General features: G+C 67.4%; 15 protein-coding genes. 6 read left to right on the top strand and 9 right to left on the bottom strand.

Features of this window, described 5'->3' with window-relative positions; genetic code table 11:
* The first annotated feature begins 1 nt into the window (after nucleotide 1).
* On the top strand, nucleotides 2–490 hold the full coding sequence (locus AC1RQG_RS03330) for a DUF4405 domain-containing protein (RefSeq protein ID WP_493128298.1): 489 nt from the start codon (nucleotides 2–4) through the stop codon (nucleotides 488–490).
* 30 nt (nucleotides 491–520) lie between these two features.
* On the opposite strand, the gene AC1RQG_RS03325 is transcribed toward AC1RQG_RS03330, so the two are convergent.
* The 3 genes from AC1RQG_RS03325 to pmbA all read right to left on the bottom strand — a co-directional run bounded on the left by AC1RQG_RS03325 (nucleotide 521) and on the right by pmbA (nucleotide 3716).
* Nucleotides 521–979, bottom strand: a complete 459-nt coding sequence (locus AC1RQG_RS03325) for a cache domain-containing protein (RefSeq protein ID WP_493128296.1) — start codon at nucleotides 977–979, stop codon at nucleotides 521–523.
* A gap of 149 nt (nucleotides 980–1128) precedes the next feature.
* Nucleotides 1129–2223 carry a TRAP transporter substrate-binding protein gene (locus AC1RQG_RS03320; RefSeq protein WP_493128294.1) on the bottom strand — a complete coding sequence of 365 codons (1095 nt, stop codon included), beginning with the start codon at nucleotides 2221–2223 and terminating at the stop codon, nucleotides 1129–1131.
* A 140-nt stretch (nucleotides 2224–2363) separates the two neighbouring features.
* Nucleotides 2364–3716 carry a metalloprotease PmbA gene (gene pmbA, locus AC1RQG_RS03315; protein ID WP_493128292.1) on the bottom strand — a complete coding sequence of 451 codons (1353 nt, stop codon included), beginning with the start codon at nucleotides 3714–3716 and terminating at the stop codon, nucleotides 2364–2366.
* A 94-nt stretch (nucleotides 3717–3810) separates the two neighbouring features.
* Here pmbA and yjgA point away from each other — a divergent pair, with 94 nt between their 5' ends.
* The 3 genes from yjgA (at nucleotide 3811) to AC1RQG_RS03300 (ending at nucleotide 5784) form a co-directional block, all read left to right on the top strand.
* Nucleotides 3811–4413, top strand: coding sequence for a ribosome biogenesis factor YjgA (yjgA, locus tag AC1RQG_RS03310; RefSeq protein ID WP_493128290.1), 603 nt, complete (start codon nucleotides 3811–3813; stop codon nucleotides 4411–4413).
* Nucleotides 4406–5023: a molybdopterin adenylyltransferase gene (gene mog / locus AC1RQG_RS03305; protein ID WP_493128288.1), complete on the top strand. Its 618-nt coding sequence runs from the start codon at nucleotides 4406–4408 to the stop codon at nucleotides 5021–5023. Before yjgA ends, mog begins: the two co-directional genes overlap by 8 nt.
* Nucleotides 5024–5115: 92 nt before the next feature.
* Entirely contained in the window at nucleotides 5116–5784 is a 669-nt protein-coding gene (locus tag AC1RQG_RS03300; protein ID WP_493128286.1) for an alpha/beta hydrolase, read from the top strand.
* 106 nt (nucleotides 5785–5890) lie between these two features.
* On the opposite strand, the gene AC1RQG_RS03295 is transcribed toward AC1RQG_RS03300, so the two are convergent.
* The gene (locus AC1RQG_RS03295; RefSeq protein WP_493128284.1) at nucleotides 5891–6445 is read right to left on the bottom strand and encodes a carboxymuconolactone decarboxylase family protein; all 555 of its coding nucleotides are present in this window, start codon (nucleotides 6443–6445) and stop codon (nucleotides 5891–5893) included.
* Nucleotides 6446–6561: 116 nt separating this feature from the next.
* Nucleotides 6562–6756 (bottom strand): hypothetical protein, encoded by a 195-nt coding sequence (locus AC1RQG_RS03290; RefSeq protein ID WP_493128282.1) that lies wholly within the window; start codon nucleotides 6754–6756, stop codon nucleotides 6562–6564.
* 339 nt (nucleotides 6757–7095) lie between these two features.
* Between AC1RQG_RS03290 and AC1RQG_RS03285 the strand changes: the two genes are divergently transcribed.
* Nucleotides 7096–8436 (top strand): aspartate aminotransferase family protein, encoded by a 1341-nt coding sequence (locus AC1RQG_RS03285; RefSeq protein ID WP_493128280.1) that lies wholly within the window; start codon nucleotides 7096–7098, stop codon nucleotides 8434–8436.
* Between the two features lie 76 nt (nucleotides 8437–8512).
* On the opposite strand, the gene AC1RQG_RS03280 is transcribed toward AC1RQG_RS03285, so the two are convergent.
* Genes AC1RQG_RS03280 through AC1RQG_RS03265 form a run of 4 tightly spaced genes read right to left on the bottom strand, consistent with a single transcriptional unit; the run spans nucleotide 8513 to nucleotide 13020 of the window.
* The gene (locus AC1RQG_RS03280; protein ID WP_493128278.1) at nucleotides 8513–9364 is read right to left on the bottom strand and encodes a fumarylacetoacetate hydrolase family protein; all 852 of its coding nucleotides are present in this window, start codon (nucleotides 9362–9364) and stop codon (nucleotides 8513–8515) included.
* A gap of 59 nt (nucleotides 9365–9423) precedes the next feature.
* Nucleotides 9424–10269: a 2OG-Fe(II) oxygenase gene (locus tag AC1RQG_RS03275; protein WP_493128276.1), complete on the bottom strand. Its 846-nt coding sequence runs from the start codon at nucleotides 10267–10269 to the stop codon at nucleotides 9424–9426.
* Between the two features lie 27 nt (nucleotides 10270–10296).
* Nucleotides 10297–11604, bottom strand: a complete 1308-nt coding sequence (locus AC1RQG_RS03270) for an MFS transporter (protein ID WP_493128274.1) — start codon at nucleotides 11602–11604, stop codon at nucleotides 10297–10299.
* 9 nt (nucleotides 11605–11613) lie between these two features.
* Nucleotides 11614–13020, bottom strand: coding sequence for a KamA family radical SAM protein (locus AC1RQG_RS03265; RefSeq protein ID WP_493128272.1), 1407 nt, complete (start codon nucleotides 13018–13020; stop codon nucleotides 11614–11616).
* Nucleotides 13021–13270: 250 nt separating this feature from the next.
* On the opposite strand from AC1RQG_RS03265, the gene AC1RQG_RS03260 reads away from it, so the two are divergent.
* Nucleotides 13271–13729 carry a cache domain-containing protein gene (locus AC1RQG_RS03260; RefSeq protein ID WP_493128270.1) on the top strand — a complete coding sequence of 153 codons (459 nt, stop codon included), beginning with the start codon at nucleotides 13271–13273 and terminating at the stop codon, nucleotides 13727–13729.
* The last annotated feature ends 47 nt before the right edge of the window (nucleotides 13730–13776 follow it).

Below are 13776 nucleotides of genomic sequence, written 5' to 3'. Positions count from 1 at the left end.
GATGCATACCCAGACCTCACAACCACGGCCCGCAGCCCGCCACCACATCAACCTCAAACTGGAACGCTGGCACCGCCGCTGCGTGTACGCCAGCCTGGCCCTGCTGCTGGCCAGCGGCGCCGCCTGGCTGGTGGCGCGCTACTGGCTGCGCCAGGCCGGCGAATTCGGCGAAACCGTGCACCCGCTGGAACCGTGGTCGATGAAGCTGCACGGCGCGGCCGTCATGCTGACGCTGTTCTTCCTCGGCAGCCTGATGAACGCCCACATCCGGCGCGCCCTCAAGGCCGGCCGCAACCTGGCCACGGGCTGGGGCATGATCGCCACCATGCTGTTCCTGATCGCCACCGGCTTCGGCCTGTACTACCTGGCCGGCGAGAGCGACCGCCCCGTGTGGTCCGCGCTGCACTGGGTGGTGGGTCTGGCCACGGGCGCGCTGTTCGTGCTGCACGTGGTGCTGGGACGGCGCGCCAACCCGCATCACCACCACTAGCCGCGCGCCGGCCCTGCGGAAAGCAGGCGCTTACTTATCCTTGTAGATGCCGCAGCTGACGATCATGTCGTCGTATTTTTCGAAGTACATGGACTTCGGCTCGATCGTCTTGGACACGGGATTGACGAACTTGTAGTCCTGCCAGCCCTTGCCCTTGGTCTTGGCCATTTCCAGCCGCTCGCGGATATACAGCTTGCCGTCCTGGTCCTTGATGTCGATCAGGTTCACGCCCTGCATGCGCTTGTTGCTGCCATGGGCCAGTTCCACGCCCTTCAAGTCCATGATGGTCACGTACAGGTCGCGGTCGCGGTAGGTGGGGCTGAGGGTATTGATCTCCGCGATGGTCTTGTCGCGGCCATGGGACTTGATGTCGGCGATCACCTTGTGCACCATCTGCACGGCTTGCTCGGCCGTCCCGTGGTCTTCCGCGAAGCAGTTGGTGGCCAGGCACAGCGCGCTGATCAGGAATGCCGAAATGAACTTGCTCATGTTGATGTCTCCTTTGAGGTGGTGTGCCGGCCAGTATCGCCCTGCAATCGGCCGCATTTCAATGAGGGACTACACGTAGCAAAAAAACCGGGGTCAGGTCATGAACTCACGCAACTTGCGCAATTTCATGACCTGACCCCGGTTGATGCTTAACGGCCGCCGCGGCCGGCGTTGATCAGGTAGTTCTGCATGGTCGCCTCGGCCACCGACGCCCACTGGTTCTGGTCCTGGCGGAAGCGCTTCCACGGTTCGTAGATCTTCTTGAACTTGGCGTTCTTGGCCGCTTCCTCGTTCATCACCTCGTTGGCCGCCTTGTAGCACGCGTCCATCGTGTCTTTCGGGAAGTTGCGCAGCTTGACGCCGTTCTTCAGCAACCGCGCCAGCGCCACCGGGTTCTTGGCGTCGTACTCGGCCTGCATCACCACGTGCGCCTCGTAGGTCGCCACTTCCAGCGCGGCCTGGTATTCCTTGGGCAGCTTCTCCCATTCCTTGATGCCGACATAGAACGAGAAATTGGCGCCCGCCTCCCACCAGCCCGGCGCGTAGTAGTACGGCGCCACCTTGTAGAAGCCCAGCTTTTCGTCGTCGTACGGGCCGACCCATTCGGCCGCGTCGATGGTGCCCTTCTCCAGCGCCGGGTAGATGTCGCCGCCGGCCAGCTGCTGCGGCACCAGGCCCAGACGCTCCATCACCTTGCCGGCGAAGCCGCCGATGCGCATCTTGGTGCCCTTCAGGTCGGCCACGGTCTTGACCTCCTTGCGGAACCAGCCGCCCATCTGGGTGCCCGAGTTCCCGCCCAGGAAGTTGATGATGCCGTAGCCCTTGAAGAATTCACGCGTCAGATCGCGCCCGCCGCCCTGGTCGAACCAGGCCGTGTGCTGGCGCGAGGTGAGGCCGAACGGCACCGCGCAGTCGAAGGCGAACGTGGCGTCCTTGCCGAAGTAGTAGTACGAGGCGCTGTGGCCCATCTCCACCGTGCCGGCCTGCACCGCGTCCATCACCTGCAGGCCGGGGACGATCTCGCCGGCCGCGAAGCTGCGGATGTTGAATTTGCCGCCCGTGAGCTGGTGCACGCGGCGCGTGAACGTGTCGGCCGCGCCGAAAATGGTGTCGAGCGATTTGGGGAAGCTCGACGCCAGGCGCCAGTTGATGGTGGGCAGGGCGTCGGCCGCCAGGGCCGGTGCGGCGATCACGCCGGCGCCGGTGCCCGCTGCCGCTTTCTTCAGGAAGGAACGACGTTCCATGCTGTTTATCTCCTCTGTGTGTGTGAAGGCATAACGCTGATGCACGTCACAGTGTATGAGCAGTGGGGAAAGCTTGCAACGAAAATAAAGACGGCCGCGCGAGGCGGCCGTGCTGCACTGCGGCGAAACGGGACGGCTCGTCAGGCGCCGGCCACCACCATCTTCTCGATCAGGATCGAGCCGGTCTGCTTGGTGCCGCGCACCAGCACGTCGGCGCCCACGGCCACGATCTGGGCCAGCATGTCCTTCATGTTGCCGGCGATGGTGATCTCCTCCACCGGGTACTGGATCACGCCGTTCTCGACCCAGTAGCCGGAGGCGCCGCGCGAGTAGTCGCCCGTCACGTAGTTGGTGCCCTGGCCCATCAGCTCCGTCACCAGCAGGCCGGTGCCCATCTTCCTCAGCATGGCCACGAAGTCGTCCGACGGTTTTGTATTGGACGAAGTGAGCGACAGGTTGTGCGAACCGCCCGCGTTGCCCGTGGTTTTCATGCCCAGCTTGCGGGCCGAATAGGTCGACAGGAAGTAGCCCTGCACCACGCCGTCCTTGACCACGTCGCGTTTGACGGTGCGCACGCCCTCCTCGTCGAACGGGGCCGAACCGACGGCGCCGATGACGTGCGGGTCCTCCGTGACCTGGATGTGGGACGGGAACACGGCCTTGCCCAGCGAGTCGAGCAGGAAGGTCGACTTGCGGTACAGCGCGCCGCCCGACGTGGCTTGCACGAAGGCGCCCAGCAGGCCGGCCGCCAGCGGCGCCTCGAACAGCACGGGGCAGGTGCGGGTGTCGATCTTGCGCGCGTTCAGGCGCGCCAGCGCCCGTTCGGCGGCGTAGCGGCCGATCGCCTCGGGCGAGGACATCTTGCTCGCGTCGCGCACGGAGCTGTACCAGTCGTCGCGCTGCATCTTGGCGCCCTTGCCGGCGATCGGCGCCACCGACAGCGTGTGGCGCGAGTATGGATAGCCGCCGATGAAGCCGCGCGAATTGGCCGACACGAAGTGCGATTGCTGCACGTGCACGCCGGCGCCCTCGCTGTTGGTGATGCGCGGGTCGACGGCGAAGGCGGCCGCCTCGGCGCGCTGGGCCAGCGCCACGGCTTCCTCGGTGCTGATATTCCACGGGTAGAACAGCTGCAGGTCCTGCGGGGCCATCTCCAGCATGTCGGCGTCGGCCAGGCCGGCGCAGTCATCGTCGGCCGTGAAGCAGGCGATGTTGTAGGCCGCCTCCACCGTGGCGCGCAGCGCGGCCGGCGAAAAGTCGGAGGTGCTGGCGTTGCCGCGCTTCTGGCCGATGAACACCGTCACGCCCATGCCCTTGTCGCGGTTCTGCTCGATCGTCTCGATCTTGCTCTTGCGGACCGAGACCGACAGGCCGCTGCCCTCGCTGATCTCGACCGCGCAATCGGTGCCGCCCTTCTCGCGGGCGTAGGCCAGCACGTCGCGCGCGAGCTGTTTCAATTGGTCCTGGGTATGGGTAAAAACGGAGTCGCTCATGTGGTGATTTCTTCGGATGACCGCTAAAACAGTTATGATAGCAGTCGTTTACAGTTTATAGGGGCGGCCTTGCGCCAAACCGCAAGTTAATATTATGGTAAATCCAAACCGCGGTGCCGTTGGCTACCAATCATCCGAGTTCGAGCAGGAGTACGAACGCCCATCCAAATCGGAGCTCAAGCGCCAGATGAACGCGCTGCAGGAACTGGGCGAGGCGCTGGTGGCCGAGCCGCGCGACCGCGTCAAGCGCGTGCCCATGCCCGAGGACGTGCGCGACGCCATCCTCGAATGCCAGACCATCACCAACCATGAGGGCCGGCGCCGCCAGATGCAGTACGTCGGCAAGAAGATGCGCACGCTCGACGAGGCCGAGGTGGCCCTGATCCAGAAGACCATCGACGGCTGGAAGGGCGCCTCCAAGGCCGACACGGCCGCCATGCACGCGCTGGAGCGGCGCCGCGAGAAGCTGCTGGCCGACGACAAGGCCCTGACCACCCTGCTGGCCGAGAACCAGGACCTGGACGCGCAGCACCTGCGCACCCTGATCCGCAACGCCCGCAAGGAGCAGGCCGAGAACAAGCCGCCCAAGGCCTACCGCGAGATCTTCCAGATCCTCAAGCAGATCGAGGCCAAGAAGAACAAGCCGGCCGCCGGCGACGACGCGGCCGACGAAGAGGACGAATCGGGCGATGAGTAACGACGTGGAACTGGTGATCGGCCTGGTGTCCGTGTCGGACCGCGCCAGCGGCGGCGTGTACCAGGACCAGGGCATCCCCGCGCTGCGCGACTGGCTCACGCGCGCGCTGACCACCCCGTTCCGGGTCGAGACCCGCTTGATCGCCGACGAGCGTCCGCAGATCGAGGCCACCCTGGTCGAGCTGGTGGACCAGGCCCGCTGCCACCTGGTGCTGACCACGGGCGGCACCGGCCCGGCGCGGCGCGACGTCACGCCCGAGGCCACGCTGGCCGTGGGCACCAAGGAGATGCCGGGCTTCGGCGAGCAGATGCGCCAGATCAGCCTGCGCTTCGTGCCGACCGCCATCCTGTCGCGCCAGACGGCCGTGATCCGCGAGACGGCCGACCACGCGGCCCTGATCATGAACCTGCCGGGCCAGCCCAAGGCCATCCAGGAAACGCTGGAGGGCTTGAAGGACGCCGGCGGCAACAGCGTGGTGGGTGGCATCTTCGCCGCCGTGCCGTACTGCGTGGACCTGATCGGCGGCCCGTACATGGAAACCGATCCCGCCGTCTGCAAGGCGTTCCGGCCCAAGTCGGCGCTGCGCCCGGCCGCCACCCAAGCCACCTGACCCGCATGCGCCGGCGCGCGTTTGTTCAGGCCGCGCTGGCCGCCGGCGCGCTGGCCACCGTCCCGTCATATGCAAAGAAAGCAAGGAAACCCATGAGCACTCTGCTGCAAACCATCGACATCGAATCGGCCCCCAATCCCACCGTGGCCATCATCTGGATGCACGGCCTGGGCGCCGACGCCAACGACTTCGTGCCCATGGTGCGCGAACTGGACCTGGCCGGCCTGCCCGGCATCCGCTTCGTGTTCCCCAACGCCGAAATGATGCCGGTGACGATCAACGGCGGCTACGTGATGCGCGCCTGGTACGACATCGTGGCCACCGACCTGGGACGCCACGAGGACGAGAAGGGCTTGCGCACGTCGCAAGGCCAGGTGGAGGCGCTGATCGCGCGCGAGAACGCGCGCGGCATTCCGACCGATCGCATCATCCTGGCCGGCTTCTCGCAAGGCAGCGCGATGACGCTGCAGACGGGCCTGCGCCAGCCGGGCAAGCTGGCCGGCATGATGTGCCTGTCGGGCTACGTGCCGATCGCCGACAAGGCCATCGCCGAACACACGGCCGCCAGCAAGGCCACGCCCATCTTCATGGCGCACGGCCGCATGGACCCGGTGGTGCCGGTGGCGCGCGCCGAACAGTCGCGCGACCTGCTCAAGCAGCTCGGCTACAACGTGGAATGGCACGAATACCCGATGCAGCACTCGGTGTGCCAGGAGGAAGTGGCGCACATCAGCGCGTGGCTCAAGCGCGTGCTGGCGTAAGGCCGGCACCGGCGCCGGTACCGGCACTGGCGCTGGCACTGGCACTGGAGCCGGTGTAGGGCGCCCGGCGTTGGCGTGGCGTCCGGTTGCGCTTGCCGACCGCCGGCTAGGGCGCCAGCGGCGCCGCGCGCGATGGTGGCGCGGGCGTCTGCGCCGCGTTCATCACCATCGCCAGAAAAGTGTAATAACCGTTTATCCCGATCAGATCGACCACCCCGTGCTCGCCGAAGCGCGCCAGCGCGGCCGTGTAGGTGTCGTCGCCGACCCGCTGCCGCTGGTGCAGTTCGATGCAGAAGTCGTGCACCAGGGCCTCGTCCTCCGTCATGTTTTCCGGCCGCCGGCGCGCCGCGATGGCCTCGATGATGGCCGGCGCGATGCCGCTATCCTGCGCGATGGGCGCATGGATGGCCCATTCCACGGGCTGGTTCCACTGGCGCGCCGTCACCAGTATCGCCAGTTCCGACAGGCGCGTGCCGATGGCGCTGCGGTAGCGCAGGTATTCGCCCATGCGCTGGGCCGCCTCCATCAACTCCGGACTGCGCACCAGCGGCACGAACGGCCCGTACAGCGCGCCGCGCGGGCCGTCGATCACGGCTTGCGCGGCCACCTGCTGGGCGGCGCTGAGCTGGGCAAAGGGAATGGGAGGGAGGCGATCGCTCATCGGGGCAAGTTCCGGTCATGGTCCAGTCTGGATCTTCAGGCAAATCATGGGGGAACACAAGCTTCGCGGCCCGTCCGCCCCTGCTTGCGTATCGACCGCACCAGACGAACACCGGATTATGCTTCTGGCTTGTCGATGCGCTGCCGCGCGTCGCGCAACGCCCGGCGCAGCCGCGCATTATCGACCACGACGACAACCAGGCAGACCGCCACAAGCACGTTCATCGCATCACTTCCGAGCACGTGCCAGAAGAGCCAGGCCAGGGCGGAAAACAAACTGCCGAAGAACAGCAGCGAGGCGGCATCCTTCATTTACCGCGCTCCCACATAGCGACGCTCCCTCGTGGCGCCAAATAACAAGAATCTCACCATAGTCCTTCGCTCACATGTCTATCAGGAATCCGCCCGATGCGGACGGTTGCGCAAACTGACTGACTATAGAAGCAAGTTGCGCCCGGCCCTTTGACGCGCCGCAGGCCGCCCCTCCGCAGCACTCGGCATGGTGCGCATACCAGACAACCCACGGGGAACAGTCCCACTGCCCTTGCACACAAAAAACATTTTCCTCGGCAAATATCAACGACATAACGGCCGCTCCCGTCTAACCTAGGCAGTCTGTCATCCCCTTCCGCCCCCCACCGAGAGGACGCAATGAGCCAAACGAGCCACATCATCCACCGTAATCTGCGGCACGTCCCGCCCACGGCCGTCAGCGCCTCCGGCATGCTGGTGCGCGACGCCAGCGGCAAAAGCTATCTCGACGCCAGCGGCGGCGCGGCCGTGTCCTCGCTGGGCCACGGCCACCCCGACGTGCTAGCCGCCATGCACGCGCAGATCGACCGCACCGCTTATGCTCACACTGGCTTCTTCACCACCGAGGTGGCCGAGGAACTGGCGGCCACGCTGGCGGCGGACGCGCCCGGCGACCTCGATCACGTCTACCTCGTATCGGGCGGGTCGGAGGCGATCGAGACGGCGCTCAAGCTGGCGCGCCAGTATTTCGTAGAGGCGGGCCAGCCCGAGCGCACCATGTTCATCGCCCGCCGTCAGAGCTACCACGGCAACACGCTGGGCGCGCTGGCCCTGGGCGGCAACGAGTGGCGCCGCCGGCATTTCACGCCGCTGCTGATGGATGTGGCGCGCGTCTCCCCCTGCTACGAATACCGCGACCGCGCGCCCGGCCAGAGCGTCGATGACTACACCTTGTGCCTGCTGGCCGAACTGGAGGCGTGCATCGTCGAGACGGGACCGGAACGGGTGATCGCGTTTTGCGCCGAGCCCGTGGTGGGCGCCACCGGCGGCGCCGTGCCGCCCACGCCCGGCTACTTCCGCGGCGTGCGCGCGCTGTGCGACAAGTACGGCATCCTGTTCATCGCGGACGAGGTCATGTGCGGCATGGGCCGCACCGGCACGCTGTATGCGATCGAACAGGAGGACGTGGTGCCGGACCTGGTGGCGCTGGGCAAAGGCCTGGGCGCCGGCTACGCGCCGATCGGCGCCGTGCTCGCGCGCGCGCCCTTGGTGGCGCGCCTGCGCGAGGGCAGCGGCGTGTTCCAGCACGGGCACACCTACATGGGCCATCCGGTGGCGGCGGCCGCCGCGCTGGCCGTGCAGCAGGTGATACGACGTGACGATCTGCTATCACAGGTGGCCGTGCGCGGCGCGGCCTTGCGGCGCATGCTGGACCGCGCGTTCGGCGCGCACCCGCATGTGGGCGACATCCGGGGGCGCGGGCTGTTTCTAGGGCTGGAACTGGTGCGCGACCGGGACAGCAAGGAACCGTTCGCGCCGGAGTTGAAACTGCACGCGGCCGTCAAGGAGCAGGCCATGGCGTGCGGGCTGATGGTTTATCCGATGGGCGGCACCATCGACGGCCGGCGCGGCGACCATATCCTGCTGGCGCCGCCGTTCATCGCCACCGAGGCCGACCTGGCCGAGATCGTGGCGCGGCTGGGCGACGCGCTGGCGCAGGCCCTGGCCCGCGTGCGCTGACAATTGTGTTGCGCCCCAATTTCGCTAATTTCGAAGCGTCAAACCAGGGTCTGACCCAAGGGTCAGACCCTTTCGGCTATGGCGCCTGCCAGGCGATGACGTCGGCCTGCTGTTCGCCCAGGCCGGCGATGCCGAGGCGCAGCTGGTCGCCCTTCTTCAGGAAGCGCTGCGGCTTACGGCCCTGGCCCACGCCGGGCGGGGTGCCGGTGGCGATGATGTCGCCCGGCTCCAGCGTCATGAACTTCGACAGGTAGCTGACCAGCTGCGCCACCGTGAAGATCATGGTGGACGTGCTGCCCGTCTGCATGCGCTTGCCGTTCAGGTCCAGGTACAGGTCCAGCTGCTGCACGTCGTAGATCTCGTCCTCCGTCACCAGCCACGGGCCGACCGGGCCGAAGGTGTCGCAGCCCTTGCCCTTGTCCCACTGCGGACCGCGTTCAAGCTGGAACGCGCGCTCGGACACGTCGTTGACCACGCAATAGCCGGCCACGTACTTGAGCGCATCCGCCTCGCTCACATATTGGGCGCGCGTGCCGATCACCACGCCCAGCTCCACTTCCCAGTCCGTCTTCTTCGACCCTTGCGGCAGCATGATGGGATCGTCCGGGCCGTTCAGGCACGAGGTGGCCTTCATGAACACGATCGGTTCCTTGGGCACCGGCATGCCCGCTTCGGCCGCGTGGTCCGAGTAATTGAGGCCGATGCCGATGAACTTGCCCACCTTGGCCAGCGGCACGCCAAAGCGGGGATTGCCGCGCACGGCCGGAAGCGTCTCGGGATCGAGCTTGGCCAGTTTGCGCAGGGCCTTGGCCGACAATTGTTCGGGGCCGATGTCGTCGATCACGCCCGACAGGTCGCGCAGCTTGCCGAAGTCGTCGATCAAACCTGGTTTCTCTTTGCCGGGACGGCCGTAACGCACGAGTCTCATACTTTTCCTTGGTTGCCAGAGCGGGTGGTTCAAGCCCGCCATTCTAACCGAAGGCTCAGCTAGTACACGCCGGCGCGCAGCCACTTGTTGGCGATGATCTTGGTGCCGCGCACCACCGGGCAGCCCGCGTGCAGGGTCTGCTGGTCGGGCCGGCGGCCGGCGTCCGTGTTGAGGAAGAACAGCGCGTTGCCCTTGCGGGGAAAGACTTCCAGGCCGATGTTGGGGAAGGCCGTGCCGCCGCCCTGCTCCACGTCGCTCAGGTAGAGGATGAAGGTGGCCAGCCGCTGGCCGCCGCGCCGCAGGTGCGCGCGGTGGCCGTCCGAGTCGGGATTGAGCCAGTCGAAATGGGGACGGTATTCCTGCGCCACGCCATATTTCTGCAGCTGGAACGGCTCGCCGCGCTCCACCGGCCACTGGGCGATGGCGGCCAGCCGCTGTTCGATGCGGTCGGCCAGCGCGCATTCGCCATGCTGGATGAAAGCCATCTCGCTGGTGCGCCCGTCATGCACGGTGCTGGCGCCGTCCTCCTCGCTGGTGACGGTGGAACGCGCGTACCGTCCGGCGCAGTGGGCCACGATGGCGTCGCACTCGTCCTCGCCCAGCACGTTGCCCAGCAGGACCACGCGCGGCTGGCGCAGCGCGCACAGGATGTCGACCGCGCGGTCGGCCACGGCCAGCCGGTTGCTCGACGTGTCCACCTGCGGCATGTCCTCGTCCAGGCCCGGCGCCGCGAGCGGATCGGCGCCCAGCGCCTCGCCGATGGCGGCGCGCGCGAACGCCATGCTGTACTGGCCGGAGCGGGCCATGCTGTCGGCCATGTCGTGCGGGCTGCACGCGCGCGCCAGGTTGTCCCTGATCCAGTCCTGCCAGTCGGGTGGCAGGGTGGCGAACACGGAAGTGGTCATGTGCTACCTCCCCAGTTGAGTGCAGTGTCAGTGCGCCGGACTGCCGGATGGAAGCCTGATTTTACCTCCATGCGCCGCGCCCGCGCGCGCCGGCGTGCGCGCGCGCCACCGGCGCCACACAAAACGCAACAGTCCCGGCAACTGCAACGCCACCAGCACGGCGAAGCCGCAGCGGTAGGCGACGGCCGGGTACTGGTGCAGCAGGTTGGCCTGCCAGCAGCCGACCAGTTGCCCGAACCCAGCCTGCACCGCGAAAGCGCCGAGGAAGATCAGCAGGTTCAGACAGGTGGCCGCCCGCCCCGTGAGCGCCGGCGGCATGCTCTGCGCGACGATCGCGTATTCGATGCCGGTGATGGTGCCCACCAACGTGAACAGCACCGACAGCAGCTGGTAGCTGGGCGCGTAGCCGATCACGAAGCCCAGCTGCACCGCGATGAACAGGGCGATGCCGGCCGCCGCCACCGTCAGCGGCCGCACGCCGCGCCGCCCGGCCCACTCGGTCACCATGCCCACGAAGATGGCGCCGAAGATGATGGCCGCCATGCCCAGGTACAGCAGGTAGGCCACGGCCGCGTCTGAGAAGCGGGCCACGTCGTTCAGCCAGCGTCCTATCCACAGGCCCTGCATGCCGAAGAACACCGTGTGCGGCACCAGCACCAGCGCCGCCGTTTCGCGGAACGCCGGATGGCGGTACACGGCCAGCACGGCCTGGCGCGTGAGCGGCGCGCCGCGCGCGGGCGGCGGCGGCGCCGGCGACAGCACGTGGATCAGCAGGCCGACGGCGGCCGCCGCCCCCCCCAGGCCGAGGAACAGGCCGCGCCAGTCCGTGTACTGCAGCGCCAGCCGCACGGGCAAGGTGGCCGAGGCGGCGCCCAGCCCGCCCACGGCGATCAGGTAGCCGTGCACGGACGGCAGCCTGGCCGGCGCGATCCAGGTCGAGATGGCTTTGACGGCCGACATGAAGCAGCCGCCCAGCCCGAAGCCGATGACGGCCCGCGCCCACACCAGCTGGGCGAAGTCGCGCCCGCCCGAGAAGGCCAGCGCGCCCAGCGCCGCCACCAGCAGCAGCACCGGCTGCACCCGGCGCGGCCCCCAGCGGTCGAGCGCCATGCCGACCGGCAGCTGCACCAGCGCGAAGGCGAAGAAGAAGGCGCTGGTCAGCAGGCCAAGCTGGCCGGGCGTGAGGCCCAGCGCGGCCACCAGCTGCGGCGCCAGCATGGCGTTCACGGTGCGCATCAGGCAGGACAGGTAATGCCCGAGCGCGAACGGCAGGAACACCAGGCAGAACATGGCGAGCCCGCCCAGCTGTCCCGGTTGGCGAGTGGGCGCGGCCATGATGCTCGCCTAGGCCACGTTGCTGTGGGCCGCGCAGGCGCCGCCGCCATCGTCCTCGTGGCGGGCCGGCGTGAGCGGGATCACTTTGCGCGGCGCGGCCGGCTGGCCATCGCCCTCGGTCTCGAAGAAGAACTTGTCGCGCCCGAACGCGGGGCGCAGCTCGTCCATCCACGTGGCCTGCGGGTCGTAGCGCGCGTAGAACGGCTTGCGCACCCAGTCGGCGTTGCGGGCCTGCAGGAACTGCAGCGCGAACACCTTCTCGCCGCCGATGTGGGCCACACCGTCGATCACCACCTTGCCGGGGAAGGCGCTCATGGACGGCCCGCGCACCGTGCGCGCCAGGCCCGACACCATCTGGTACGCGGCCTGGAAGATCTCGTGCGCCTTCACCAGCGGCAGCTGGAAGTACTCGCGCGGCCCGGTGTCGCGCTCGACGAACATGTAGTACGGGATCGCGCCCAGCCGCACGCCCGTCTGCCACAGCTCGGCCCAGCTTTTCGGGTCCTCGTTGATGTGACGGATCAGCGGCCCCTGCATGCGCACCGTGGCGCCGGTGCCGACGATGCGCTTGACGGCTTGCTGGGCGACGGGCTGGCGCAGTTCCACCGCGTGGTTGTAATGACCCATGATGGCCAGGTTCTTGCCGCTGGCGACCACGCGTTCGAACAGGCGCAGCAGGTCGTCCGCGTCGGCGTCCGTCACGAAGCGCTGCGGCCAGTAGGCCACCGACTTGGTGCCGATGCGGATGTTCTGGATGTGGGCCAGCTCCGGCACCAGCAGCGGTTCAATGTAGCCGGCCAGCGAGCGGCTGTTCATGATCAGCGGATCGCCGCCCGTGATCAGCACGTCCGTCACCTCCGGGTGCAGCTTCAGGTATTCCACCAGCTCGGTCGATTCGCGCGCGTCGAACTTCATGTCGTCCATGCCCACGAACTGCGGCCAGCGGAAGCAGAAGGTGCAATAGGCGTGGCAGGTCTGGCCGGCGCTGGGGAAGAACAGCACCGTCTCCTTGTACTTGTGTTGCAGGCCCTTGAGCGGCGCGTCGTTCACGCGCGGCACGTTGTGCGTCATCTGGCCGGCCGGGTGCGGGTTCATGCGCAGGCGGATCTCGCGCACCAGCTTGACCAGCGCGGCCTGGTCGGCGCGCCCCAGCACCAGCTCGCGCAGCCGCGCGTACTCGTGCGCGGGCAGCATGTCGCGGTGCGGGAAGGTGAGCCGGAAGATCGGGTCGTCCGGGATGTTGCTCCAGTCGATCAGGTGGTCCATCACATAGGCGTTGGTGCGGAACGGCAGCACGTGCGACACCACCTGCACGGCTTCGCGCAACTCGGGCGGCATGGCGGCCCACTGGGGCGCCTGGGCGATGGTCTGGCGGATGTAGGGTTTGAACTTGACGGCGGCGGCTTCGGTGGTCATGGCGTGCTCCTGTGGCGATGGGGTGGCCGGGAATTCCATGCTAGGCCGTGGCCCGCCGTCGGGATTGCCGTACATCAACTAGGCGGTGAAAAAGTTGCGCTACGGAATAAACCTTTGACCTGCCCGGCGCGCCGGCTGGCGCCGGACCGGGCGCTTGCGTTAGCGCAAATGGCGGCGGGCGGCGGCGGCGTACAGTACGACATGCGCACAGGCAATATTTCCCCACTATCCGCCCCCTTGAAGGATCGCCATGAACCGTTTACCGCACACCGCCGCCGCCCTCGCCATCATGCTGGCCGGCGTGGCCAACGCCGCCAACGAACCGACCGAGAAGGATGCCATCGCCATGGCCGAGCGCGGCGCTGCCTACATCAAGAGCCACGGCCGCGACGAGATGATGAAGCGCATCAGCGCCAGGGACCCGGACTTCGTGCAGGGCTCGCTGTACGTGGACATGCGCGACCTGCGCACCGGCATCGTGCTGGCCCATCCGATCAACCCCTCCATCGTCGGCAAGGATCTGATCGACGTGCCCGACGCCAGCGGCAAACGCTACCGGCGCGACATCGTCGAACTGGCCCAGAAACAGGGCAAGGGCTGGGTCGACTACCAGTACCGCAACCCCGCCAGCGGCAAGATCGAACCCAAGACCACCTACATCCTGCGGGTCGGCGACGTGGTGCTGGAGGCGGGCATCTACAAGAAGTGAGGCACCAGTGACGCCGGCGTCGCCGCGCGTCAGCCCCCCCATCGATC

This window comes from Rugamonas sp. GW822-FHT03B10, from assembly GCF_058801745.1.
Note: the sequence above shows the minus strand (reverse complement) of the source record. Positions and strands in the feature narration are given on the sequence as shown.

What these genes read in the sequence shown, in the direction of transcription:
- AC1RQG_RS03330 (WP_493128298.1), top strand. Translation starts at nt 2, where the DNA reads ATGCATACCCAGACCTCACAACCACGGCCCGCAGCCCGCCACCACATC.
- AC1RQG_RS03325 (WP_493128296.1), bottom strand. Translation starts at nt 979, where the DNA reads ATGAGCAAGTTCATTTCGGCATTCCTGATCAGCGCGCTGTGCCTGGCC.
- AC1RQG_RS03320 (WP_493128294.1), bottom strand. Translation starts at nt 2,223, where the DNA reads ATGGAACGTCGTTCCTTCCTGAAGAAAGCGGCAGCGGGCACCGGCGCC.
- pmbA (WP_493128292.1), bottom strand. Translation starts at nt 3,716, where the DNA reads ATGAGCGACTCCGTTTTTACCCATACCCAGGACCAATTGAAACAGCTC.
- yjgA (WP_493128290.1), top strand. Translation starts at nt 3,811, where the DNA reads ATGGTAAATCCAAACCGCGGTGCCGTTGGCTACCAATCATCCGAGTTC.
- mog (WP_493128288.1), top strand. Translation starts at nt 4,406, where the DNA reads ATGAGTAACGACGTGGAACTGGTGATCGGCCTGGTGTCCGTGTCGGAC.
- AC1RQG_RS03300 (WP_493128286.1), top strand. Translation starts at nt 5,116, where the DNA reads ATGAGCACTCTGCTGCAAACCATCGACATCGAATCGGCCCCCAATCCC.
- AC1RQG_RS03295 (WP_493128284.1), bottom strand. Translation starts at nt 6,445, where the DNA reads ATGAGCGATCGCCTCCCTCCCATTCCCTTTGCCCAGCTCAGCGCCGCC.
- AC1RQG_RS03290 (WP_493128282.1), bottom strand. Translation starts at nt 6,756, where the DNA reads ATGAAGGATGCCGCCTCGCTGCTGTTCTTCGGCAGTTTGTTTTCCGCC.
- AC1RQG_RS03285 (WP_493128280.1), top strand. Translation starts at nt 7,096, where the DNA reads ATGAGCCAAACGAGCCACATCATCCACCGTAATCTGCGGCACGTCCCG.
- AC1RQG_RS03280 (WP_493128278.1), bottom strand. Translation starts at nt 9,364, where the DNA reads ATGAGACTCGTGCGTTACGGCCGTCCCGGCAAAGAGAAACCAGGTTTG.
- AC1RQG_RS03275 (WP_493128276.1), bottom strand. Translation starts at nt 10,269, where the DNA reads ATGACCACTTCCGTGTTCGCCACCCTGCCACCCGACTGGCAGGACTGG.
- AC1RQG_RS03270 (WP_493128274.1), bottom strand. Translation starts at nt 11,604, where the DNA reads ATGGCCGCGCCCACTCGCCAACCGGGACAGCTGGGCGGGCTCGCCATG.
- AC1RQG_RS03265 (WP_493128272.1), bottom strand. Translation starts at nt 13,020, where the DNA reads ATGACCACCGAAGCCGCCGCCGTCAAGTTCAAACCCTACATCCGCCAG.
- AC1RQG_RS03260 (WP_493128270.1), top strand. Translation starts at nt 13,271, where the DNA reads ATGAACCGTTTACCGCACACCGCCGCCGCCCTCGCCATCATGCTGGCC.